Origin of the sequence: Thiohalocapsa sp. ML1, from assembly GCF_001469165.1 — a bacterium.
Lineage (GTDB): Bacteria > Pseudomonadota > Gammaproteobacteria > Chromatiales > Chromatiaceae > Thiohalocapsa.
The window spans coordinates 138,496-160,752 of record NZ_JABX01000001.1 but is presented as its reverse complement, the minus strand read 5'-3'; the positions used below and the strand labels follow the sequence as shown (position 1 = coordinate 160,752).

21 protein-coding genes are annotated in these 22,257 nt (G+C 66.8%); 16 read left to right on the top strand and 5 right to left on the bottom strand.

Annotation, left to right across the window (positions count from 1 at the left end; all coding sequences use genetic code 11):
* The first annotated feature begins 167 nt into the window (after positions 1 to 167).
* The gene (locus tag ML01_RS00590) at positions 168 to 2,723 is read left to right on the top strand and encodes an EAL domain-containing protein (protein ID WP_058553444.1); all 2,556 of its coding nucleotides are present in this window, start codon (positions 168 to 170) and stop codon (positions 2,721 to 2,723) included.
* A 48-nt stretch (positions 2,724 to 2,771) separates the two neighbouring features.
* Here the strand turns inward: ML01_RS00590 and ML01_RS00585 are convergent, their stop codons facing one another.
* The 5 genes from ML01_RS00585 to ML01_RS00565 all read right to left on the bottom strand — a co-directional run bounded on the left by ML01_RS00585 (position 2,772) and on the right by ML01_RS00565 (position 6,629).
* Positions 2,772 to 4,064: a chloride channel protein gene (locus tag ML01_RS00585; RefSeq protein ID WP_058553443.1), complete on the bottom strand. Its 1,293-nt coding sequence runs from the start codon at positions 4,062 to 4,064 to the stop codon at positions 2,772 to 2,774.
* A gap of 119 nt (positions 4,065 to 4,183) precedes the next feature.
* On the bottom strand, positions 4,184 to 4,522 hold the full coding sequence (locus ML01_RS00580; protein WP_058553442.1) for a TusE/DsrC/DsvC family sulfur relay protein: 339 nt from the start codon (positions 4,520 to 4,522) through the stop codon (positions 4,184 to 4,186).
* Between the two features lie 187 nt (positions 4,523 to 4,709).
* The gene (gene cas6, locus ML01_RS00575) at positions 4,710 to 5,393 is read right to left on the bottom strand and encodes a type I-MYXAN CRISPR-associated protein Cas6/Cmx6 (RefSeq protein WP_058553588.1); all 684 of its coding nucleotides are present in this window, start codon (positions 5,391 to 5,393) and stop codon (positions 4,710 to 4,712) included.
* Positions 5,394 to 5,622: 229 nt separating this feature from the next.
* The gene (locus ML01_RS00570; protein WP_058553441.1) at positions 5,623 to 6,336 is read right to left on the bottom strand and encodes a hypothetical protein; all 714 of its coding nucleotides are present in this window, start codon (positions 6,334 to 6,336) and stop codon (positions 5,623 to 5,625) included.
* Between the two features lie 101 nt (positions 6,337 to 6,437).
* Positions 6,438 to 6,629 carry a hypothetical protein gene (locus ML01_RS00565; RefSeq protein ID WP_058553440.1) on the bottom strand — a complete coding sequence of 64 codons (192 nt, stop codon included), beginning with the start codon at positions 6,627 to 6,629 and terminating at the stop codon, positions 6,438 to 6,440.
* 648 nt (positions 6,630 to 7,277) lie between these two features.
* Between ML01_RS00565 and dsrA the strand changes: the two genes are divergently transcribed.
* The 15 genes from dsrA to ML01_RS00490 all read left to right on the top strand — a co-directional run bounded on the left by dsrA (position 7,278) and on the right by ML01_RS00490 (position 21,972).
* Positions 7,278 to 8,534, top strand: a complete 1,257-nt coding sequence (gene dsrA / locus ML01_RS00560) for a dissimilatory-type sulfite reductase subunit alpha (RefSeq protein WP_058553439.1) — start codon at positions 7,278 to 7,280, stop codon at positions 8,532 to 8,534.
* A 131-nt stretch (positions 8,535 to 8,665) separates the two neighbouring features.
* A complete protein-coding gene (dsrB, locus tag ML01_RS00555) occupies positions 8,666 to 9,739 on the top strand; it encodes a dissimilatory-type sulfite reductase subunit beta (RefSeq protein WP_058553438.1) in 1,074 nt (357 codons plus the stop codon).
* A 93-nt stretch (positions 9,740 to 9,832) separates the two neighbouring features.
* Positions 9,833 to 10,225, top strand: a complete 393-nt coding sequence (tusD, locus tag ML01_RS00550) for a sulfurtransferase complex subunit TusD (protein ID WP_058553437.1) — start codon at positions 9,833 to 9,835, stop codon at positions 10,223 to 10,225.
* A gap of 18 nt (positions 10,226 to 10,243) precedes the next feature.
* Entirely contained in the window at positions 10,244 to 10,654 is a 411-nt protein-coding gene (tusC, locus tag ML01_RS00545; protein WP_058553436.1) for a sulfurtransferase complex subunit TusC, read from the top strand.
* Between the two features lie 23 nt (positions 10,655 to 10,677).
* Complete coding sequence (tusB, locus tag ML01_RS00540) at positions 10,678 to 10,986, top strand: sulfurtransferase complex subunit TusB (RefSeq protein ID WP_058553435.1); 309 nt, start codon at positions 10,678 to 10,680, stop codon at positions 10,984 to 10,986.
* Positions 10,987 to 11,028: 42 nt separating this feature from the next.
* Positions 11,029 to 11,361 (top strand): TusE/DsrC/DsvC family sulfur relay protein, encoded by a 333-nt coding sequence (locus ML01_RS00535; protein WP_058553434.1) that lies wholly within the window; start codon positions 11,029 to 11,031, stop codon positions 11,359 to 11,361.
* 286 nt (positions 11,362 to 11,647) lie between these two features.
* Positions 11,648 to 12,379: a respiratory nitrate reductase subunit gamma gene (locus ML01_RS00530; RefSeq protein WP_058553433.1), complete on the top strand. Its 732-nt coding sequence runs from the start codon at positions 11,648 to 11,650 to the stop codon at positions 12,377 to 12,379.
* 137 nt (positions 12,380 to 12,516) lie between these two features.
* Entirely contained in the window at positions 12,517 to 14,052 is a 1,536-nt protein-coding gene (gene dsrK, locus ML01_RS00525) for a sulfate reduction electron transfer complex DsrMKJOP subunit DsrK (protein WP_058553432.1), read from the top strand.
* Positions 14,053 to 14,185: 133 nt separating this feature from the next.
* Entirely contained in the window at positions 14,186 to 16,147 is a 1,962-nt protein-coding gene (locus ML01_RS00520; RefSeq protein WP_058553431.1) for an NAD(P)-binding protein, read from the top strand.
* Between the two features lie 67 nt (positions 16,148 to 16,214).
* On the top strand, positions 16,215 to 16,727 hold the full coding sequence (locus ML01_RS00515) for a hypothetical protein (RefSeq protein ID WP_082673802.1): 513 nt from the start codon (positions 16,215 to 16,217) through the stop codon (positions 16,725 to 16,727).
* Positions 16,724 to 17,521, top strand: coding sequence for a sulfate reduction electron transfer complex DsrMKJOP subunit DsrO (gene dsrO, locus ML01_RS00510; RefSeq protein WP_058553430.1), 798 nt, complete (start codon positions 16,724 to 16,726; stop codon positions 17,519 to 17,521). Before ML01_RS00515 ends, dsrO begins: the two co-directional genes overlap by 4 nt.
* Positions 17,522 to 17,587: 66 nt before the next feature.
* Positions 17,588 to 18,817 carry an NrfD/PsrC family molybdoenzyme membrane anchor subunit gene (gene nrfD / locus ML01_RS00505; RefSeq protein ID WP_058553429.1) on the top strand — a complete coding sequence of 410 codons (1,230 nt, stop codon included), beginning with the start codon at positions 17,588 to 17,590 and terminating at the stop codon, positions 18,815 to 18,817.
* Between the two features lie 128 nt (positions 18,818 to 18,945).
* Positions 18,946 to 20,322 (top strand): cobyrinate a,c-diamide synthase, encoded by a 1,377-nt coding sequence (locus ML01_RS00500; RefSeq protein WP_058553428.1) that lies wholly within the window; start codon positions 18,946 to 18,948, stop codon positions 20,320 to 20,322.
* A gap of 127 nt (positions 20,323 to 20,449) precedes the next feature.
* On the top strand, positions 20,450 to 20,764 hold the full coding sequence (locus tag ML01_RS00495; protein ID WP_058553427.1) for an iron-sulfur cluster assembly accessory protein: 315 nt from the start codon (positions 20,450 to 20,452) through the stop codon (positions 20,762 to 20,764).
* An 80-nt stretch (positions 20,765 to 20,844) separates the two neighbouring features.
* Complete coding sequence (locus tag ML01_RS00490; protein ID WP_058553426.1) at positions 20,845 to 21,972, top strand: hypothetical protein; 1,128 nt, start codon at positions 20,845 to 20,847, stop codon at positions 21,970 to 21,972.
* Positions 21,973 to 22,257 lie beyond the last annotated feature (285 nt).

Genomic DNA, 22,257 nt, shown 5'->3' with positions numbered 1-22,257 from the left:
GTCCACGCGCAATCGGCGACGCGGTTCCGGTCACACATCAGGCACCTCCGCTTGCAGTAAGCTTGCGCATATCACCAGCCCTTCGTATCCGGGCGGTACCCATGCTTGGCCGTCGCGGACTACCACCGGCGGCGCAGCGCTCAGGACTTGCATCGCGATCGGCGAGCATGAAGAAACTGATTCAGAAGAACCCGCAGCATACCGCGGCCGGCGCGGCGGTGGGGGGCGTCGATGAGCTGTCCCCCGCTGCCGACGGTCTGTTGGTGCGTATCCAGACCCTGACCCGGGTGGTCGAGGGCCTGCCCATGGTCGTGTACGTCCTGGGCGAGCAGGACGACTCGCCGCGCTACGTCAACGACTTTCTGGGCACGCTGTTGCGGCTGCCGGACGCCGACGACCGTCCGAGTCATAGCCTGTGGCTGGCGCATCTGCACCCCGAGGACCGCGAGCGCGTGCTCGCCGAGCGAGCGGCGAGCCGGATGGCAGCCGCGCCCTTTGCCGCGGAGTATCGGCTCACCGCGGCGGACGGGGCGGTGCTCTGGGTGAGCGACACGGCCCGCGACATGGAGGCGGAGGAGTCCGGCGCGCGCGTGCGGGTCGGCATCCTGAAAGACATTACGCAGCGCCGCGAGACCGATCTCGCCTTGCACCAAAGCCTCGCGCTGAACGCGCTGCTGCTGGCGGCGATGCCCGATTACGTCGCCTATCTGGACCCCGGCTGCTGCGTGCGCCACCTGAGCAGCGCGCTGGCGGAGGCGCTCGGCTGGACGGCGGCGACCGCCATCGGCGTGCCGCTTGACGATCTCCTGACCGACGCTGCCGTGCCGCTAACAGCGTGGCTGGAACGCTGCCGCGCGGGCGAGCTGCTGCGTCACGAGGTCTGGCTGACGCTGCCGAGCGCCGGGCGGCGCTGTCTGGATGTTCGCCTGATCCCGCACGAGGTCGACGGCGCGCTGGACGGCATTCTGTTCCTTGGCCGCGATGTCACCGATGTGGTGGAGCAGCGCGTGGCGCTGGAAGAGCGCGAGGCGCAGGTGCGCAACATCGCCGGCAACGTGCCGGGGGCGATCTTTCGGTACATCCAGTCGCCGGATGGCGGTCGGCGCATGCGCTACATGAGCGAGGGCTGCCGTGACATCTGGGAGGTCGATGTCGCGGATGTGGAGCAGGACGCCGCGGTGCTGTGGGAGATGGTGCTGCCCGAGGACCGGGCCGCAATGCGCGAGTCCGTGGACAGGTCGGCGCGGGAGCTGACGGACTGGGAGTACCAGTGGCGGGTGCGCACCCCGAGTGGCCGGCTCAAGTGGCTACACGGCCGCGGCAAACCGCAGCGCGGCACCGGCGGGGAGGTGATCTGGGACAGCGTGGTGCTGGACGAGTCCGCCCGCAAGCACGCGGAGCTGGAGCTGGACCGCCTGGCGCATCAGGATCACCTGACCTTGCTGCCGAACCGGCTGTCGTTCCAGCGGCGCCTGGCCGAGGCACTGGCGCGCAACGCCGAGCGGCGCGGACTCGTCGCGCTGCTCTTCATCGACGTCGACAATTTCAAGCAGGTCAACGACTCCTTCGGCCACAGCGCCGGCGACCGGCTGCTGGTGGAGCTGGCGCGTGTGCTCTTGGGCTGCATCCCGCCGGAGCAGACGTTGGCGCGCATCAGCGGGGACGAGCTCGGGGTCATCACCGAGCGCGCGCAGGACCAGCACGGCGTCGCCGCGCTCGCCCGCAGCCTGCTGGCGGCGGTGGACCAGTGGCGCTTTCAGGTCGATGACCAGGAGATCGCGGTCAGCATCAGCATCGGCATCAGCCTGGCGCCGCTCGATGCAGAGGATGCCGAGGCCATGCTGAGGACCGCGGACACCGCCATGTACCGGGCCAAGCAGCTTGGGCGCAACCGCTACCAGTTCTACGATCCGAGCTTCACCGAGGCCGTGCAGCAACGCATCGCCTTCGAGAACGGCCTGCGCCGGGCGCTGCAGGAGGACGGCCTGGTACTCCATTACCAGCCGCAGGTGGCGGTGCCGGACGGGCGCGTCGTGGGCGTCGAGGCGCTACTGCGCTGGCGTCACCCCGAGCAGGGCATCCTGCGGCCGGTGGCCTTCCTGTCCATTGCCGAGGGTGCCGGCATCATGGGTCCCATCGGCGAGTGGGTGCTGGCGAAGGCCTTTGCGACCTTTGCCGACTGGAAGCTCGCCGGCATCGCGCCGCCGCGGCTCACGCTCAATGTGTCCGCCAAGCAGGTGGCCGATACGGACTCTCCGCGCCTGGTCGAGACCATGCTGCGGCGTTTTGCGCTGGCGCCCACCGAGGTGGAACTGGAGCTGAGCGAGGACCTGCTGGTGGAGGAGGGTGGCGAGTCCCTGCGCGTGCTGCAGTCGCTCGCGCGGCTCGGGCTCACCATGGCCATCGACGACTTCGGCACCGGGCGCTCGTCGCTCGCCTATCTGCGCCGGCTGCCGCTGACCCGGATCAAGATCGATCCGTCCTTCATCGCCGCGCTGCCGGACCCGGACGCCGCCGCCATCGTGCAGAGCATCGTCGCGCTCGCCGGCAGCCTGCGGCTTCAGGTCATCGCCGAGGGCGTCGAGACGCGCCAGCAGGCCGACTTCCTGGTCCGAAACGGCTGCCCCGAGGTGCAAGGCTTCTACTTCGCAGCGCCCATGCCTCGCGCCGAGATCGAGCCGCTGCTCGCCGCCGGGCGCCTCGATCTCGCGCCCGTGTCGTGACAGCCCGCACCCCGCACCCTGCACTTCAAACTTCAAACTTCAAACTTCCTACTCCCTCCGCTCCTCCCGCTCGACCAACACCCGCGCCAGCGAGTGATACAGCGGCTGCGGACTCAGCAGAAAGGACACGCCGTAGCCCACCATCGCCGCCGCCATCAAGGCGACCAGCGTGTTCTGGTCGTTGGTCATCTCCATGACGATGACGAAGCCCGTGATGGGCGACTTCACGGCACCGGCGAAATAGGCCACCATCGCCATCAGCACCATCAGGTCCAGCGGTGCCAGCGGCAGCAGCCGGTGCAGATCGGCGCCGATGCCGGCACCGGTGGACAGCGCGGGGGCGAAGATTCCGCCCGGGATGCCGCTCAGGTACGACGCTAGGCTCGCGATGAACTTGTAGATGGGGTAAAGCGGCTCCGGCGCCTCGCCGGCGACGACGACAGCGCGCGCGATGTCGTAGCCCGAGCCCATGACCTGGTAGTCCGTGAGCACCCCCATCAGCACCAGCACGGCGCCGCAGACGAAGGCGACGCCGAGCCCGTTGCTCGCCACCAGCGGCGCCAGCGCCCGCGACAGGCGCAGAATCAAGAAGGCAAACAGCCCGCCCGCGAAGCCGGCGACGACGCCGCAGAGCAGTACCGCGAGCCAGGGGCCGAGGCCCTGCACGGGCCCGGCGGATGCGGTGCCGAAGTAGTAGCGCTCGCCCAGCAGCAGCATCGACACCAGCGCCGACACCAGCACGGACAGGATCACGATGCCCGCGAGCCGCGGCGTGAAGCCGCGCAGCATCTCCTCGAAGGCGAAGATGATCCCGGCGAGGGGCGTGTTGAAGGCCGCGGAGATGCCCGCCGCGCCGCCCGCGAGCAGCATGCCGCGCGCCATGTAGTCCGCCGGGAAGCGGGCGAGCCGGCGCATCGAGTACATGATGGACGCGGCGACGTGCACCGTCGGCCCCTCGCGGCCCACCGATGCGCCGCAGCCCTGACCGATCAGCGTGAGCAGGATCTTGCCCGCCGCGAGCCTCAGCGTCAGGAAGCGGTCCTTGTTCTTAAGCTCCAGTGCGGCGATGACCTGGTTGATGCCGCTGCCCTCGCTGCCCGGAAAGAAGCGCCGCGCGAGCCACACCACGAGCACGAGCCCGAGCGGCGTCAGCAGCAGCGGCGCCATGGGCGCCGCCTCGGCGATGGCCGCGAACAGCCGATTGGCCTGCTCGCTCAGTACGCCGAACACGGAAGACACCAGGCCCACCGCGAGCGCGCCCAGCAGAAAGGCCCCGCGCACGCGCCAGGCGCGCCGCGACAGGAGCACACGGCGGATGTAGCGCAAGCGGCGGGTTTTCATGGTGTCTGCGGGCTTACTTCGGGTTCCGACGCCGCCCGGTTGGGGCGTCGTGCCGGCACAAAAAAAGCCGGCACAAGGCCGGCTTCATCGACGCGCACCGGGTGGCGCGACCCGACGGCTCAGTAGCCGCCCTTGCGCATCACCTCGGGCAGGCCCGCGATCTTGGTTCCCTGCTTGGTGGGCGCTAGCGGGAAGAGCTTGTAGAGGTCCTTGCTCGTGGGCTTGGTGCCCCAGAGCTTGCCCATGTCCTTCAGCAACTGGCGCTCCATGGGCTGGTTCTGGTTGTTGTTCAGGTACTCATCGCGCAGGTACTTGATCACGTCCCAGTGCTGCTCGGTGAGCTCGATGCCCTCCGCATCTGCAATCACCTTCGCGATGTCTTCGTCCCAGGCGTTGGGATCGGTGAGATAGCCGCTGCCGGTGGTCTCGATGCTCTTGCCGTTGACTTCGATTGCCATGTAAGGGGTTTCCTCTCGTCATCGCCGCCCCGCTGGGGTACCGGCGCGTTCTTGTTCAATCGGTTTGCTCGGGCGCGTGCCGGCGGAGGCTGCTGCGCCGGCGCGGGGCCGGTGCCGCTGGCATCGCCAACATCACGAATCGCTGATATTAGTGAGATCGAGCGGGCACGTCACCCGCGCGAGATCGCTACTGGGGCTTTTGCACCGCATCGATGCCCTTGTGCGGGATGAACAGCCCGCAGCCCATGACCCGGTGCGGGCCCAGTCCGCGCTCCTGCAGCCGCACCGATTCTTCCGCCGACAGGTTTGCGAGCATCAGGCTGCGGGTGATGAGGGGGCCGGCCGGTGTCGCCAGCGCCGTCGCCTTGCCGCAGAGCGCCTTGCGCATGCGAATGTCCAGCGCGGTCAGTGCCTCGGCGGCCCAGCGCAGGAAGCCCTCCTCGTCCAGCTCAGCGGGGCCGGCGACATAGCGCGCGAACAGTGTCGCCGCTTGGCTCAGCGCCTTCGGCTTGCCGCTGCCGACGCCGAGTGCGGCGCCGCCGACATCGAAGGTCTTGCCTTCGAGCGCCGCCCTCAGTTGCTCGACGCGCTCGCGCGGTACACGGATCGAGAGCTTGGTGCGCCGCGACAGCAACAGCGCCTGATCGACGCCATGGCTCGGGCGCTCCCAGCCGTTCTGCGAGCCCGCCACATGGATGCTGTGAATGCCGCAGCCCGGCTCGTCGAGCCAGGGGGCGGCGTCCAGCAGTGCCGTGCTCAGGGCGTGGCAATGGTCCACGGGGATCTCGCGGCACTGCAAAGCAAACAGCACGTCCACGACGTTGTCGGGGATGGTGATCTCGGGGGTGTCCTCGTCGTCCTGCCAGAACATGGTCATGCCTTAGATTCGAAAATAAACGGTACACTCGTTGCGGCGGAACCGAACGTCGGTCTATCGCTATCGCTATCGCCGGTGAGCGACATCGCGCGCCACAAGGGGTTCGCACATCGACGCGGCTTGAGCCGAATGTGGGTGCAGGTAAGAATTTCGATGTCGATTTCGACGAAGGGCTGGCGGAACCTGAGTGTGTGTCAGTTGTGTCGTTCTTCGCCGGGCGGGGTCAGCTCGGCAGCCGCGCCTGCATGGCGTCGCGGTGGAACCACCAGTCGTCCTGCACCAGCACGTCGATGACGTTGCGCAACCGCACCAGGAACTTGTCCGGCTCGCGCAGCTCAAGCCGATCGCGCCAGAGGTCGAAGGCTTCCTGACTGTCCACGTGGCTGTGGCGCCGGGCGACATTGGCCAGGAGCTGCGACGTGAAGAAGATCAGGTTCTCGCGCTGTACACCTTCCGCCCGCAGGTCCGCGAGGAAAAGCGCGGTGGTGGCGGCCACGGCGGCGCCGTCGGCATCGTCCGGCGTTTCATCGATGATGTGATTCAGCAGGTCCACCGCCAACTCCACGTCGATGGGGCAGGTGACCGCGAGCCAGATGCCCTGGCCCAGGGCCGCGAGGGACCCCGGCTGCTCGGCCCGGAACAGCACGTCGCAGCAGTCGGCCGCCAATTCGAATTGATCAAGCGCCATGAAGGTGTCGAAGGCCTCGCGCGCCAGCGGCCACGCCTGCGTGCCGCGGCCGAGGCCCACCAGCGCGCGGCCCATCTGCAGCTTGATGTCCGCGAGTTGGCGTTCATCGGCGCCGATGCGGTTCAGCGTGTCGAACTGCTCCTGCAACGCGAGCAGATGCGACTCAAGCGCCGCCTCCTCTGCCCCTTGATGGCCGATGGAGTCGGCCGCGGTATCGGCCAAGCGTTGGGTGATCTCGTAAGCCTTCATGGATGTCGCCTGATGGGTTGGCCTGTGGCCCCGGAGCGCGGAGCCCGCTCCGGCAATCGCTGCTGATGGACCTCTTGGGACGGCGCTAAGGCGCACGTCGTTCAGCGGATCAGGCCGCTGAACGCGGCCTCCAAGCGGTCCTCCCAGTTCTCGGGCGTGTCGGAAAATGGCGGTTTCACGTCCATGCGGAAGAAGCGCTCGCCGCTGCGAGCCACGTCCTGCACGGCCGCCTCAAGCGCCGGGAAGGTTTCGATGTCCTTGCGTGAGACCAGGATCTCGCTGAGCTTCAACATGCCTGCTGCGTACCCTCGGTTGGGAATCGTGCCGGTGTCCCGGCGATGGTAAGCCGCGCGACGCGGCAGCGGCTGCCGGAGCTGCCGGCCGCGGCGAACCGGCGTCGCCCTCACGGATTGCCCCGATGTTAATGAACGTTTGTCCCGCTATCGCCCTTGGCAAGGGGAGGCGTGCTAAAGGTCCGCACGCCACATGGAACTTCCGCAGGCGCCGCGTGTCGGCTGTCGCTGGCCGGCTATGTGCCGACGCGGCGGGGGGAATGCAACGCGCGGTCAGCGCCGGCGGAGCCCTGTGGCGGCGGGCTGTATTAGTACATGGTTATATTAACGAGATTTGACATTCCCCGGGGGGTTGGCTAGACTCGCGCGTCTTGGTCGCGGGCCTAGGCGACGGCTACGGCCTTGTTGCAAATGCAAAAAATGCGCTGCGGTCAACTATCCCCAAGGGGATAGACCGCAGGGTCGTCTTCCACCCCCAATGCGGAGTTTCGGTGGCTGTCGGTGCCGGCTATAGTGCCTTCCCAGAACGCGGGGTGGCATTTGCGCCTTATAAACCCCGTCGCTTACCGAACACCGGTCCGGCAGTCCGCGGCGTGCTGTCTGACGCCGGGCACCGATAGAACCGACCTCAACGGGAGATTCAGCGACATGACGATCGAGAAGCACCACACTCCGATGATCGATCAGCTGGAGGACGGCCCCTGGCCGAGCTTCATCTCCGGCATCAAGCGGCTGCGCGACGAGCATCCGGACCCCCGCATCAACGCGATGACCAACGACCTCCTCGGTCAGCTTGAGCACTCCTACGAAACCCGCAAGGGCTACTGGAAGGGCGGCACCGTGTCGGTCTACGGCTACGGCGGAGGCATCATCCCGCGCTTCTCGGAGGTCGGTAAGGCGTTTCCGAAGTCCAGAGAATTCCACACCCTGCGCGTGCAGCCGCCGGCCGGCAACCACTACAGCACGGCCATGCTCCGCCAGCTCGCCGATAGCTGGGAAAAGCACGGCTCGGGCCTGGTCACCTTCCACGGCCAGACCGGCAACATCATGTTTATCGGCGCCGACACCCAGTCGACGCAGCACTTCTTCGACGAGATCAACGAGTACGGCTGGGACTTGGGCGGCGCCGGCCCTTGCGTGCGCACCGCCATGTCCTGCGTCGGTGCCGCCCGCTGCGAGATGTCCTGCACGAACGAGCTGAAGGCGCATCGCATGCTGGTCAACAACTTCGTTGACGACGTGCACCGCCCGGCCCTGCCCTACAAGTTCAAGTTCAAGGTGTCCGGCTGCGCCAACGATTGCCAGAACGCCATCGAGCGCTCCGACTTCGCCGTGCTCGGCACCTGGCGCGACGACATGAAGGTGGACCAGGAAGAAGTCCAGGCCTACGTCAAGGAGCGGGGCCGCCAGTACATCATCGACAACGTCATCACCCGCTGCCCGACCCAGGCCCTGTCGCTGAACGACGACGACACGCTGGCCGTCAACAACCGCGACTGCGTGCGCTGCATGCACTGCCTGAACGTCATGCCGAAGGCGCTGCATCCCGGCGACGACAAGGGCGTGACTATCCTGATCGGCGGCAAGCGCACGCTCAAGATCGGCGACCTGATGGGCACCGTTATCGTCCCGTTCAAGAAGCTGGACACGGAGGAAGACTACGAAGAGATGGTGGAGCTCGCCGAGGGCATCATCGACTTCTGGGCCGAGAACGGCCTCGAGCACGAGCGCTGCGGCGAGATGATCGAGCGTATCGGTCTCGCCAACTTCCTCGACGGCATCGGCATCGATCCTGACCCGAACATGCTGAGCCATCCGCGCCAGAGCTCCTACGTCCGCATGGACGGCTGGGACGAGGCGGCGGAGGCCTGGTTCGAGAAGCAGGCCGAGAAGGCGGCCGGCTGATCCGGCCCAGGCCTCGGCGCGCGGCGCCTTTTCCTCCCCGGAGGACATCCCCGGAGGAGCGCCGCGCGCCGATTCGCTGCGCGAGTGTCGATCAGCACCTAACTGTTTACTGATTTACTGGAGGAACATCGATGGCCAAAGACATGCGCGAGCCCGTCGAGAGCGGCTGCCCCGATCCGTGGCAGTACATGCACCCGGTGATGCGGAAGAACTTCGGACAATGGAAGTACCACGATCATCCCCGTCCCGGCGTGCTGCGTCACGTGGCCTACAGCGGCGACGAGATCTGGACCGTCAAGGCCGGCACCCAGCGCATCCTCGACGTCTTCACGCTGCGTAAGCTGTGCGACATCGGCGATGAGCTCGCCGACGGCTACGTGCACTTCACGCTGCGCTCGAACATCGAGTACATGGTCACCGACGGTGCCCGCGTGCAGCCGCTGATCGATGCGCTCGAAGACGCCGGCTTCATCGTCGGCGGCACGCAGAACTCCGTCACGATGATCTCCCACACCCAGGGCTGGCTGCACTGCGACATCCCCGGCACCGATGCCTCCGGCGTCGTGAAGTCGATGATGGACGAGCTCATCGACGAGTTCCGCAACGCGAATATGCCAAACCGCGTGCACATCACCACCTCCTGCTGCCAGATCAACTGCGGCGGCCAGGGCGACATCGCCATCAACGTGCAGCACACCAAGCCGCCGAAGATCAACCACGATCTGGTCGCAAACGTCTGCGAGCGCCCGTCCGTCGTCGCCCGCTGCCCGGTCGCGGCCATTCGCCCGGCCATGGTCAACGGCAAGCCGTCGCTGGAAGTCGATGAGCGCAAGTGCATCTGCTGCGGCGCCTGCTACCCGCCGTGCCCGCCGATGCAGATCAACGATGCCGAGCACTCCAAGCTCGCCATCTGGGTGGGCGGCAACCACTCCAACGCTCGCGGCAAGCCGACCTTCCAGAAGCTGGTCGCCGCCGGCATCCCGAACAACCCGCCGCGCTGGCCCGAGGCGACCGCCATCGTCAAGCGCATCCTGAAGGCCTACAAGGAAGGGGCGCGCGACTGGGAGCGGGTCAACGAGTGGATCGAGCGCATCGGCTGGCCGCGCTTCTTCGAAGAGGTCGAGCTGCCCTTCACCAAGTATCACATCGACACTTGGCGCGGCGCCCGGGCCAGCTTCAACAGCTCGTCGTACATCCGCTTCTAGGCGCTGTGAGGCGCTGCGGCGTTTCCTGAAGCTCGCGGCGGCCGGCAGCGGAGGGGGTCCGCTGCCGGCAGTCGCCGCCACTGCGAGGTCGCTATGAAATTTGCAATTCAAATCAACGAAGGACCGTACCAGCATCAGGCCTCCGACTCGGCGTACTTCTTCACGAAGGCCGCGCTGGAGAAGGGGCACGAGGTGTTCCGCGTGTTTTTCTATCACGATGGCGTCAACAATGCGTCGCGGCTCACCACGCCGCCGCAGGATGACCGCAACGTGGTCAACCGCTGGGCCGAGCTGGCCGAGCAGCACGACCTCGACATGGTGGTCTGCGTCGCTGCCGCTCAGCGCCGCGGCGTCGCCGACGAGGGTGAGATGCAGCGCAACGGCAAGGATGCGACCAACATCCACCCGCGCTTTCGCATCTCCGGGCTCGGCCAGTTGGTCGAGGCGGCCATTCAAGCGGACCGTCTGGTCGTCTTCGGCGACTGAGCGGCGGGGGATAAGGTCATGTCGGAAACCATCAAGAATTTTCTGTATCTCAATCGCAAGGCACCCTACGGGACCATCTACGCGTGGGAATCCCTGGAGGTCGTGCTCATCGGCGCCGCCTTCGACCAGGACGTGAGCCTCGCCTTCGTCGATGACGGCGTCTACCAGCTCACCAAGGGCCAGGACACCGCCGGCATCGGCATGAAGAACTTCTCGCCGACCTACGCGGCCCTGGGCGACTACGAGGTCAAGAAGATCTTCGTGGAGCAGGAGTCCCTCGACGAGCGCGGCTTGACCCTCGACGACCTCCAGCATCTGGTCTGGGAGGACGAGGACGAGGACTACGCCGAGAAGGACTCGATCAAGCTCGTCTCCCGCGCCGAGATGGCCGCGATCATGGACGACGCCGACGTCGTCTTCAGCTTCTGACATCGGCCTGAGCGAGGACACCGATGAGTACGCTTCACACCGTCAACAAGTCGCCCTTCGAGAAGCCGTCCCTGGATGTTTGCCTGGCCCACGCCACGGCCGGGGCCGGCGTGCTGCTGATCGAAGACGGCGTGTACGCCGCGACCAAGGGCACCGCCGTCGAAGATCGCGTGAAACAAGCGCTCGATTCCGTCAAGCTGTTCGTGCTTGGACCCGATCTGCTGGCCCGGGGCTTCACCGAGGATCGCGTCATCGACGGCATCAATGTCGTGGACTACGCGGGCTTCGTGGATCTCGCCGCGGAGCACGACAAGGTCCAGGCCTGGCTGTAATGCCAGCAACCCTAATTTCAGCAACCCTATAGGAGCAACGAGATGCCAATCGAAGTCAACGGTAAGACCTTCGAGACCGACGAGGAGGGCTACCTCTCCGACATCAACGCCTGGGAGCCCGGCGTTGCCGAGGTGATGTCCAAGGAAGACGACCTAGAGCTCACCGACGAGCACTGGGACATCATCAACTACCTGCGCGACTACTACGAGGAGTATCAGATCGCTCCCGCCGTGCGCGTGCTGACCAAGGCGGTCGGCAAGAAGTTCGGTAAGGACAAGGGCAACAGCAAGTACCTGTACGGCCTGTTCCCCTACGGTCCGGCCAAGCAGGCTTGCCGTTACGCGGGGCTGCCAAAGCCCACCGGCTGCGTCTGAGCAAGCCCACCGGCTGCGTCTGAGCAAGCCCACCGGCTGCGTCTGAGCAAGCCCACCGGCTGCGTCTGACCAAAGCCCGCCGGCGTCTGACCAAAGCCGATCGGCTGCGTCCGAGCGAAGCCGTGCGCTGTCGGTCCCGTCAAGGGACCGGCGGTTCGAGGCGCCGCGCGTGACGCCACCGGCAGCCGTACTCGCGCGCGGTCCGCGGACCTGCCGCCGGCCGACGCCCTGAGCGTCCGGCCCCGATAACGAACGCCATAGAGAACACCACAGAGGCAATGTCGCCATGACCTACATCTCCACGCTCTACGCCTATCTGTTCTATTTCGCGGCGTTCGTGCTGGTGGCGGGGCTGGCGGCGAAGGTCTTTCAGTACGCGCGCACCCCGGCGCCGTTGAAGATCCCGACGACGCCTGCGCCGACGACACGCGCGGGTGTCGCCTTCCGCATCACGCGTGAGGTGGTCTTCTTCGAGAGCCTGTTCCGCGGCAACAAGTGGATTTGGATCTTTGGCTGGATATTCCATTTCGGCCTGTTCCTGGTGACCCTGCGGCACCTACGCTACTTCATCGATCCCGTGTGGGCGCCGATCCAGTTCATCCAACCCTTCGGCGTCTACGGCGGCATCGCGATGGTGGTCGGCCTTGCCGGGCTGTGGGCGCGTCGCTTCTTGGTCGATCGGGTGCGCTACATCACGTCGCCGTCCGACCATCTGATCCTAGCGCTCTTGATCGCCATTGGACTCTCGGGACTGTCGATGCGCTTCGTCGTGCACACCGACGTCATCCGCGTGAAGGAGTTCTTCCAGGGGTTGTACGTCGGGCAGTTCTCGACCTTACCGGCGGATCCGCTGTTGCTCGGCCACCTGCTGCTCGTCGCCCTACTGATGATTATTTTTCCGTACAGCAAGCTGTTGCATATGCCGGGGCTCTTTTTCAGCCCGTCGCGCAACCAGGTCGACAACCCGCGTGAGCGCCGGCACATCGCCCCCTGGGCGCGGCGCCTGGAACAGCAGTGATGCACAACTTCGACGCGTCCGGCACCGGCGACTGCGTCCACTGTCGAAACGAAGCCAGCGAGGCCCGTTATCGGCGCCTCCCGTCAGAAGAGAGAGGCGCCGCTGCGCGCGTTACCGCTTTCGGAGACTCATGACCCATGGCTAAGGCTGATTTCGCAGTACCCGTCCTCAAGCAGTATCCGGAGATCCCGGCCATTGAGCCGGGCGTGATGGCGCATTCCGCCCCCTTCAAATCGAAGGAGGAGTTCCAGGCGCCGCTCGGTTTCCCGGGGCAGCTCGTTGACGACTGGCAGCAGAAGGCCCTCGACAAGATGGGCGACCTGCTCGGCCGCTATCGGGGGCTCCGGGTGTACCTGGACTCCTGCGTCAAGTGCGGCTCTTGCACGGACAAGTGCCACTATTACCTCGGCACCCACGACCCGAAGAACATGCCTGTTGGCCGCCAGGACCTGATGCGCAAGGTCTACCGGCGCTATTTCACGCTTGCGGGCAAGTTCTTCCCGAAGCTGGTGGGCGCCGAGGACTTCACCGAAGAAGTGCTGAGCGACTGGTACAGCTACTTCCACCAGTGCTCGCAGTGCCGGCGCTGCTCGGTGTTCTGTCCGTACGGCATCGACACCGCCGAGATCTCCATGGCCGCGCGCGAGATCATGGATCACATCGGCGTCGGCCAGAAGTACTGCAACGAGATCATCGCCAAGGTCTACAGGATCGGCAACAACCTAGGCCTGCCGGGGCCGGCGCTGGCCGACACGCTGGAGGGTCTCGAGGAGGACGTCTTCGACGACACTGGCGTCGAGGTGAAGTATCCGCTGGACCAGGAAGGCGTCGATATCCTGTTCGTGACCCCGTCGGCGGACTTCTTTGCGGAGCCGCACGTGGACGGGCTCATCGGCTACGGCAAGGTCATGCACGAGGCGGGCGTCTCCTGGACGTTCAGCAGCTATGCCTCCGAGGCCGCCAACTTCGGCATGTTCATCGGCTCCTACGACAACATGCGCCGCGTGGCCCTGCGCATCCGCGAGGCCGCCATCAAGCTCGGCGTCAAGCGCATCGTTTTCGGCGAGTGCGGCCATGCCTGGCGCGTTGCCTACAGCTTCTTGAACACGCTGGCTGGCCCCTGGGACTTCCTGGACCCGCGCTACCCGGTGCCGCAGCACATCTGCGAATTCACCTATGACCTGATGCAGCAGGGCAAGCTGAACTTCGACAAGAGCCTGAACGACGACATGGTGCTGACCTATCACGACTCGTGCAACGTCGCCCGGGCGTCGCGCATGGGCGATCGCCCCGGCGGGCAATTCGACATCCCGCGCGCCATCATCCGCGCCACCTGCAACAACTTCTACGATATGGACGAGGACACCATCCGCGACCGCACCTTCTGCTGCGGCGGCGGCGGCGGCCTGCTCACCGACGACCTCATGGAGATCCGGGTCAAGGGCGCGCAGCCCCGGGTGGAGGCGCTGAACAACGTCATTCAGGAAAAGGGCGTCACGCACATGGCCGCCATCTGCGCCATCTGCAAAAGCCAGTTCACGAAGGTGCTGCCGTACTACGGCATGGATATGGATCAGATCGTCAGCGTGCACCAGTTGGTGTCCAACGCCCTGATCCTGACCGGGCAGACATCCGATGAAGACGCGGAGGAGACCGCCGACGAGGCCGCCTGAACGGGGCCGGCCGCCGCAAGACGGCGGCCCGGCGGAGGCAGTCTTTCAGCTCAACGACACCGGCCGACGGCGCGTCGACCAGAACCTCATCGACAAGCGGGCGCGACAGCTCGCAGCGTAAGGAGCGTTATCCATGGCAACTTCCAGCGACGAAATGACCAAGCTTTCCTGGCGTCGGTTCGAGGACGGCGACAACGTGTGGGACAAGCTCACCGAGCAAATCTTCGTCCAGGATACCTCCCACAAGTGTCCGACCTACGTCCACAAGACGCCGCCCTGCCAGGGCAGTTGCCCGTCCGGTGAGGACATCCGCGGCTGGCTGCAGATCGTGCGCGGGCTGGAGCAGCCGCCGGAAGGCGTGACCTGGCAGGAGTACGCGTTCCGCCGCTCCACCGATGCGAACCCCTTCCCGTCCATGATGGGCCGGGTCTGCCCGGCGCCCTGCCAAGACGGCTGCAACCGCAACGAGCTCGAAGACTTCGTCGGCATCAATGCCGTCGAGCAGTTCATCGGCGACACGGCCATTGCCGAGGGCTACAGGTTCGCGCCGGCCCCGCAGGATACCGGCAAGCGCATCGCCATCATTGGCGGCGGACCGGCTGGCCTCGCGGCCGCCTACCAGCTCCGGCGCAAGGGCCACGCGGCCACCATCTTCGAGGCCCTCAGCGGCTTGGGCGGCATGTTCCGCTTCGGCATCCCGGGCTATCGCGTGCCGCGCGACGCGCTCGATGCCGAGATCAACCGCATCCTCGACATGGGCCAGATCGAGGTCAAGCTGAACACCAAGGTCGGCACCGATGTCACCGTGGAGCAACTGGAGCAGGACTACGACGCCATCCTGTGGGCCATCGGTTGCCAGTCCGGCCGCGGTCTGCCGGTGCCCGGCTGGGAAGGCACGCCGAACTGCGTCTCCGGTGTCGCCTTTCTGAAGGCCTTCAACGAAGGCCGCATGAAGGTCACCGCCGAGAAGGTCGTCTGCGTCGGCGGTGGCGACACGTCCATCGACGTCGTCTCCGTTGCGCGGCGTCTCGGCCACATCACCAAGAGCGGCAAGAGCGACCTGCCCGAGACCGTGATCCACAACGGCTATGTCGCCCACGACACCGCCATGACGGCCGCCGCAGAAGGCGCCGAGGTCACGCTGACCTCGCTGTTCACGCGCGACAAGATGACCGCCGCCGAGCACGAGGTGCACGATGCCTTGCATGAGGGCGTGACGGTCCTCGATGGTGTCATGCCGCTGGAGGTCATCAAGAACGAGAACGGCCGCGCCATCGGCCTCAAGGTCGCCGATTGCGAGATGAAGGACGGGCGCCCGACGGCGGTGGAGGGCACCGAGCGGGTCCTCGAGGCCGATCTGGTGGTCTCCGCCATCGGTCAGGGCGGCGACCTCACCGGCCTGGAGGACTTCGACAACGGCCGCGGCCTGATGAACTCCGACAAGTTCTATCAGGTGCCGGACAAGCCCGGCCACTTCGTCGCCGGCGACATCATCCGTCCGCACCTGCTGACCACTGCCATCGGCCAGGCCTGGATCGCCGTTGACTCGATTGATGCTTACCTGAACCAGGTCGAGCAGCGCAAGCGCCCGAAGGTGGACGTGCACCACTTCAACCTGCTGGAGAAGATGACCGAGGCGCACCTGGCGCCCGAGCAGTTCAAGGTGCAGGAGTCCGGCGATCTGCGCGGCACCTCCGACGCCAACTACGCGATCCACAACTACGAGGATCGCTCCGGCGCCGAGGTCATTCCGCACGACGAGCTGTTCCTCGGGCATTTCAAGTACGAGGCGCGCTACCTGCGCAAGGAAGAGGTGCCGAGTGCCGAGGAGGTGCTGGGCCACTTCAAGGAGCGCGTCATCGGCTACACCACGGACGAGGCCATCGCCGAGGCCAAGCGCTGCATGAGCTGCGGCATGTGCTTTGAGTGCGACAACTGCGTGATCTTCTGCCCGCAGGATGCCGTGTTCCGCGTCAACAAGGATCAGAAAACCACCGGCCGCTACGTGGACACCGACTATGCCAAGTGCATCGGCTGCCACATTTGCGCCGACGTCTGCCCCACGGGCTACATCAAGATGGGCCTTGGCGAGTAACCACCGCGCAACCAGCAACCACGAGCGTTCGATGGACCGCCGGTCCATCGGCGCTCGGGACAGAGCGATGACACACAATCAGCCACAGCCACTGCGTGCCCGCGTCGGTGCGCTCCTGCTCTCGGCCCTCCTGCTGGGCCTGGTGGGCGCGGTGCAGGCGACGGGCGTCGGCGACTTCGTCGTCGACAGCTCCAAGGCGGCGGCGCTCGGCAACTGCGTCGAGCCCACCGAGTACATGCGTCGCAACCACATGGAGGTGATCAAGCACCAGCGCGACACCACCGTGTATGGCGGTATCCGCTCCACCAAGCACAGCCTCATCGGCTGCGTTGCTTGCCACGCGGGCCATGATGAGAACAACGAGCCCATCGCGATCAACGAGCACGGGCAATTCTGCGCCGCCTGCCACGACTATGCCGCGGTGAAGGTGAATTGTTTCGACTGTCACGCGACCATCCCGAAGGGTGAGGGATGGAACCAAGAGACAGCGGCGGCCCACCAGCAGCTCGTGCCCGGTGCACGACCACCCCGCACCGCGGGGGTCGGTTACGCCGCGCCGGCAGAGGGTGAACACCAATGAGCCGAGACGAACAACTGAACGAAGGCCGTCGCCACTTCCTCGGCGTCGCCGCCGGCGGTATCGCCGGGAGTGCCGGCGGGGTCGGCGTAGTCGTGGCTCTGAGTGCGCTGACCGGCGCCGATGACGCCGACGCCGCGCCGCGCGCCGAGCCGGTGGACGACCGCCACCGCTGGGGCCTCTTCATCGACACGAGCAAGTGCGCGGAAGGCTGCAGTGCCTGTGTCGATGCCTGCGCCGAGGAGAACGGTCTCGATCTGCAGGTGCGCCCGCATGGCCAGGCGGCCGCGAAATGGCAGAACCAGCGGTCAGTGTGGGTGCGCAAGGTCAAGCTTGAGGACAAGGTCAGCGGCCATGTGACCAACCTGCCGCTGATGTGCCAGCATTGCGAGCATCCGCCCTGCGTCAACGTCTGCCCCACCGGCGCGTCGTTCAAGCGTGCCGACGGCATCGTCATGGTGGACCGCCACACCTGCATCGGCTGCCGCTACTGCATGATGGCCTGCCCGTACAAGGCACGCTCATTCATCCACGAGCAGGTGGAGGAAAAGTTCAGCCGCGCCCCGCGCGGCAAGGGTTGCGTCGAGAGCTGCAACCTCTGCGCGCACCGCCGTGACGACGGCCAGGACTCCACCGCCTGCGCAGATGCCTGCGCCGCCCTGGGTCACAACGCCATCGTCTTCGGCGACATCAAGGACCCGACGAGCCCGTTGCGCAAGGCCCTGCGCGGCCAGCCGAGCCGACAGATCCGTGAAGACCTGGGGCTCAACACCGGCGTCCGTTACGCGGGCCTCTGATTCCGATCCCCCCGACCCGCCGCGCGGCCGGCACGGGCCGCCCGGGCAGCAGCACCGAGATCCACGATGGCCAAGAGAATCGTTTACCGCGAATGGCTGATCCAACCCGAGCGTTACTGGGGGTTGCTTGCCGCCCTCGCCGCCGTCATCGCCATCGGCGGTGCCGCCGCGCTGTACATGGAGCATGAGGGGCATTGGGTCACGGGCATGACCAACTCGGTGGTCTGGGGCCTGCCGCACGTCTTCGCGGTGTTCCTGATCCTTGCCGCCTCCGGCGCGCTCAATGTCGCCTCCATCGGCACCGTGTTCGACAAGCCCGTGTACAAGCCGCTGGCGCGCCTGTCCGGGCTGATGGCGGCGGGCTTGCTGGTGGGCGGCCTGCTGGTGCTGGTGCTCGATCTCGGCCGGCCGGATCGGCTTGTGGTTGCGATGACCACGTACAACTTCACGTCGATCTTCGCGTGGAACATCTTCCTGTACACCGGCTTCCTCGCCATCACCATCGGCTACCTGTGGACCATGGCTGAGCGCAAGGGCAACCAGTTCCAGCGCCCGGTGGGCATCTTCGCCTTTCTGTGGCGGCTCGCGCTCACCACCGGCACCGGGTCCATTTTCGGGTTCCTGGTGGGGCGCACCGCCTACGACACGGCCGTGCTGGCGCCGATGTTCGTCGTCATGTCCTTCGCCTACGGCCTTGCCGCCTACATGCTGGTGCTGATGTCGAGCTTTGCTTGGGACGGCCGTCCCATCGGCCCCAAGCTGCTGAAGCGGCTCAAGGATCTGCTCGGGCTGTTCATCGGTGCGGTGCTCTACTTCACGCTGATCTACCACCTGACCAACCTCTACGGGGCCAAGGACGCGGACTTCGAGCACTTCATCCTGCTCAGCGGCGGCATCTACACGCTGCTGTTCTGGGGCGGCTGGGTGCTGATCGGCGGCCTGCTGCCCTTGGGCATCGTGTACCACCCGCGGCTCGGCAAGGAGCCGAACTGGATCGCCGGCGCCTGCGCGCTGGTCATCGCCGGGGGTCTTGCCGCGCTGTACGTCGTCATCATCGGCAGCCAGGCGTACCCGCTGGAGATGTTCCCGGGCAAGACCGTGCTCGCCTTCGGCGAGCCCGGGGACATCGGCGGCACCGTCGCGCCCTACGTGCCGAGCCTGCCGGAGCTCTTGCTCGGCATCGGCGGCGTCGCGGTGGCGATGCTGATCGTCTCCGTCGGCATCCGCGTGCTGCAGTTCCTGCCGGAGTCCTTGTCCGACAAGGAGATGGACGGCCTCACCGCGTCCGCCGCCTGAGGCCGGCTTGAGCCGCCTGTCAGCCCAGCCGCTGCGGTGCGGTACGCCACGTCCCGTGCTGTACGCGGGTGCGCGTCCGTGCCAGAACGGCGCGGGCGCCTGAGCGCAGCCAGCCCGCAGCCGCCGTTATGCCGCACCTGTACCTCGCCGCGACCCGCAAGTCCTCCGGCAAGACGACGCTCAGCATCGGCCTGACCCGCGCGTTTCGCGACCGCGGGCACCGCGTGCAGCCCTTCAAGAAAGGGCCGGACTACATCGACCCGCTCTGGCTGAGCCAGGCCGCCGGTCGTGCCTGCCTCAATCTCGACTATCACACCACCCCGGCGGATGAGATCCGCGGCGCCTTCGCCCGCGCGCTCGCCGGGGCGGATTTGGGCCTCATCGAGGGCAACGTCGGCCTCTTCGACAGCATCGACCTCCATGGGGCGCACAGCAACGCCGAGCTCGCGAAGCTGCTCGGCGCCCCCCTGGTGCTGGTTGTGGACGTGAAGGGCATGGGCCGCGGCGTCGCGCCGGTGCTGCTCGGGTTTCGCGCCTTCGACCCGGCGCTCGATCTGGCCGGCGTCATTCTCAACAAGGTCGGCGGCGCGCGGCATGAGAGCAACCTGCGCCGCGTCATCGAGCACTATACGGACCTGCCCGTGCTCGGCGCCGTGCCGCGCCTGGACGAGCTCGGCATCGAGGAGCGCCATCTCGGCCTGATGCCGAGCAACGAGGCCGACGCCGCCGAGCAGACCGTGCAGCGCATCGCCGGCATCGTCGCCGAGCACCTGGACCTGCCGCGCCTCGCTGACATCGCCGCCGCGGTGCCGACACCCGGGCTGCCGGGTGCGGTGTGGCCGGAGGCGATCAGCACGGCGCCCCGGGTGCGCATCGGCATCGCCCGGGACGACGCCTTTGGGTTCTACTACCCCGACGACTTGGCGGGCCTCGAGCGCGGCGGTGCGGAGCTGGTGCCCTTCAGCCCGGTACACGATGCTGATCTGCCCGCAGTGGACGCGCTCCTCATCGGCGGCGGCTTTCCGGAGATGCGCATGGATGCGCTCGAAGCCAACGCGTCCATGCGCGCCGCCGTGCGCGACTTCATCCGCGCCGGCGGGCCTGCCTACGCCGAGTGCGGCGGGCTCATGTACCTTGTCGAGCATCTGCACTGGCACGGCCGGCGCGCACGCATGTGCGGCGTGCTGAACGCCGACGTCGCGATGCACGCGCGCCCGCAGGGCCGCGGCTATGTGCGGCTCGCCGAGACCGAGGCCTTTCCGTGGCCGCGCGCGCAGCACCCCCATGGTGGCGAGATCCGCGCGCATGAGTTTCACCACTCCGCCATCGTCGCGCCGGACCCGGACTGGACCTACGCCTACCGCGTGCTGCGCGGGCAGGGCATCGACGGGCGGCACGACGGCATCGTGCAGCAGAACCTGCTCGCGAGCTATGCGCACCTGCGCTCGGTGGGCGGCGTTGCGTGGACGGAGCGCTTTCTCGCCCACATCCGCGGCGGGCTCTGAGCCGCGCCGGCGGGGGCTGCACTGACCCCGCGGGGCGACGCCGCGGGCGTTGGCGCGTTATGATTTCGCGTGAATTGGGCCGGCACCCAGACCCGCCGGCCAAGCAGACAGCAGTGGGAAGAGACGCATGTTCAAGTTGACCCCGGCTGCGGCCGAGCAAGTGCTGAAGGCGGCGAAGCAAGGCAATGCCGAAGGCTTGTCGCTGCGCCTCGCCGCCGAGCAGAAGCCAGACGGCGCCATTGAGTACCGCATGGGGTTCGAGGACTCCATCTCCGACGACGACATCCGCTTCCAGAGCGAAGGCGTCGACATCGTCATGTCGCCGGAGGACGTGCCGCTGCTCGACCAGGCGACCATGGACTATGCCGAGGTCGAGCCGGGCAAGCTCCACTTCGTGTTCCTGAACCCGAAAGACCCGCACTACAAGCCGCCTGCTGGATGAGGGGCTAGGGGCTAGGGGCTAGGGGCTAGGAGCCCACCCCATCTTCCTAGCACCTAGCACCTAGCACCTAGCACCTGAACATGGAATTGGCCAGCGAAGACAACTTCCGGCTCAACGTGCTGCTCGCGAGCAAGCCGAAGGCGATCCGCATCGACGAGTCGAAGCTGGTCGTCTGCGGACTCACGGACAAGGGCGAGGCCAAGGTCGAGCTCAAGCCCACCGGCCGCCCGGAGCAGTACCTGCGTGCCGTGCGCGAGCTGATCTCGGGCCACATCCTGGGCTCGCCCGGCGGCTATCCCGTCTATCTCAAGCGCTGGACGCGCATGGGCCAGATGCGCGACGAGAGCCTGGAGCAGCTTCTGATGCTCGGCGAGCCGGAAGCGGTGGTGGCCGCGGTGGGCTCGCCCGGCCTCACCGAGGAGCTCGCCCGCCGTGCCTGGTGGGCCATGGAGGACGCCGACAACGCCCGACGCATGTTGGAGAACCCGACGATCGTCGCCAGCGCCATGGGACCCGTGCTCGCGGCCTACGTGCTCGACTACCTGCCCTTCGAGACCGAGACGGACGCGCAGACCGACTCGGTGCGGCTCGTTCTCAAGCCCGGGCTGCTCACGCCCGCGCAGGTGCAGGACCTCTGGAGCAAGTCCGCCCGCAAGCAGGCCTACTTGGTCGGCTTTCTGCGGGCGCTGCCCGATGATCTGCCGCAGCCGCTGCCGGCACGCGTCGATCTCGCCGCCGTCGAAACGGGCCTGGCGGGCCTTCGCGCCGCCGGCAACCCCATCGCCGCGCTGCTCGCCCGCGTGCTGTCCGGTCAGGGGCAGACCTGGCTGCGCACGGTCGCGACCGTGTTGGACAAGCCGCCGAACCAGGATGTCGTGACGGCCGCCTTCGACTGTCTGCGGGCGTATTTTGCGGACCTGCGCCCTGAGGGTCACCCGAGCATGGCGCTGCCCGACCTCATCGCCGAGGCCGAGGCCTTCGCCGACACTGCCACCGCGCCTGATGCCGTGCGGTCCGTGCTCGCTACCCTGCCGCAGGCGCGCGCGGATCTCGTCGCGATGCGGGTACTGTCCGGCGTCGGCTACAGCGTGATTCGCCCGGTGCTGAGCGACCCGACCACACTCGGCAGTCTGATGCGACGCAAGCTCAAGCCCGTCATCGAGCCTATCTTGGGCTACCTCGACCAGCTTCGTGCGTCCAACCGCTGACGCACTGGGATGACCGAGCGCCATTGATCGCCCGTGCTGCGGCCGCTCGACGCGTTGCGTGCTGGTCGATCACCGGTTCCCGAACAAGCGACCGGGAGTAGAGAGTCCGATCCCCTCGCGCAGCCTGCGAATCCTGTCGACGTCGAGCGGGCGCGCAGGATTGAACCCGATTACCGGGTAGGGCTTGCGCTGACCAGGGGTGTTCGTGCACAAATGCCCTTGGCGCGGACGCGCCGGCTGCTTTGCCGTGTGCAGAGCCGGAGCGGTCCGCCTAGGCAAGACGCA

Bases quoted from the DNA above. Each gene is read 5' to 3' on its own strand.
- ML01_RS00590 (WP_058553444.1), top strand. From the start codon at position 168: ATGAAGAAACTGATTCAGAAGAACCCGCAGCATACCGCGGCCGGCGCG.
- ML01_RS00585 (WP_058553443.1), bottom strand. From the start codon at position 4,064: ATGAAAACCCGCCGCTTGCGCTACATCCGCCGTGTGCTCCTGTCGCGG.
- ML01_RS00580 (WP_058553442.1), bottom strand. From the start codon at position 4,522: ATGGCAATCGAAGTCAACGGCAAGAGCATCGAGACCACCGGCAGCGGC.
- cas6 (WP_058553588.1), bottom strand. From the start codon at position 5,393: ATGTTCTGGCAGGACGACGAGGACACCCCCGAGATCACCATCCCCGAC.
- ML01_RS00570 (WP_058553441.1), bottom strand. From the start codon at position 6,336: ATGAAGGCTTACGAGATCACCCAACGCTTGGCCGATACCGCGGCCGAC.
- ML01_RS00565 (WP_058553440.1), bottom strand. From the start codon at position 6,629: ATGTTGAAGCTCAGCGAGATCCTGGTCTCACGCAAGGACATCGAAACC.
- dsrA (WP_058553439.1), top strand. From the start codon at position 7,278: ATGACGATCGAGAAGCACCACACTCCGATGATCGATCAGCTGGAGGAC.
- dsrB (WP_058553438.1), top strand. From the start codon at position 8,666: ATGGCCAAAGACATGCGCGAGCCCGTCGAGAGCGGCTGCCCCGATCCG.
- tusD (WP_058553437.1), top strand. From the start codon at position 9,833: ATGAAATTTGCAATTCAAATCAACGAAGGACCGTACCAGCATCAGGCC.
- tusC (WP_058553436.1), top strand. From the start codon at position 10,244: ATGTCGGAAACCATCAAGAATTTTCTGTATCTCAATCGCAAGGCACCC.
- tusB (WP_058553435.1), top strand. From the start codon at position 10,678: ATGAGTACGCTTCACACCGTCAACAAGTCGCCCTTCGAGAAGCCGTCC.
- ML01_RS00535 (WP_058553434.1), top strand. From the start codon at position 11,029: ATGCCAATCGAAGTCAACGGTAAGACCTTCGAGACCGACGAGGAGGGC.
- ML01_RS00530 (WP_058553433.1), top strand. From the start codon at position 11,648: ATGACCTACATCTCCACGCTCTACGCCTATCTGTTCTATTTCGCGGCG.
- dsrK (WP_058553432.1), top strand. From the start codon at position 12,517: ATGGCTAAGGCTGATTTCGCAGTACCCGTCCTCAAGCAGTATCCGGAG.
- ML01_RS00520 (WP_058553431.1), top strand. From the start codon at position 14,186: ATGGCAACTTCCAGCGACGAAATGACCAAGCTTTCCTGGCGTCGGTTC.
- ML01_RS00515 (WP_082673802.1), top strand. From the start codon at position 16,215: ATGACACACAATCAGCCACAGCCACTGCGTGCCCGCGTCGGTGCGCTC.
- dsrO (WP_058553430.1), top strand. From the start codon at position 16,724: ATGAGCCGAGACGAACAACTGAACGAAGGCCGTCGCCACTTCCTCGGC.
- nrfD (WP_058553429.1), top strand. From the start codon at position 17,588: ATGGCCAAGAGAATCGTTTACCGCGAATGGCTGATCCAACCCGAGCGT.
- ML01_RS00500 (WP_058553428.1), top strand. From the start codon at position 18,946: ATGCCGCACCTGTACCTCGCCGCGACCCGCAAGTCCTCCGGCAAGACG.
- ML01_RS00495 (WP_058553427.1), top strand. From the start codon at position 20,450: ATGTTCAAGTTGACCCCGGCTGCGGCCGAGCAAGTGCTGAAGGCGGCG.
- ML01_RS00490 (WP_058553426.1), top strand. From the start codon at position 20,845: ATGGAATTGGCCAGCGAAGACAACTTCCGGCTCAACGTGCTGCTCGCG.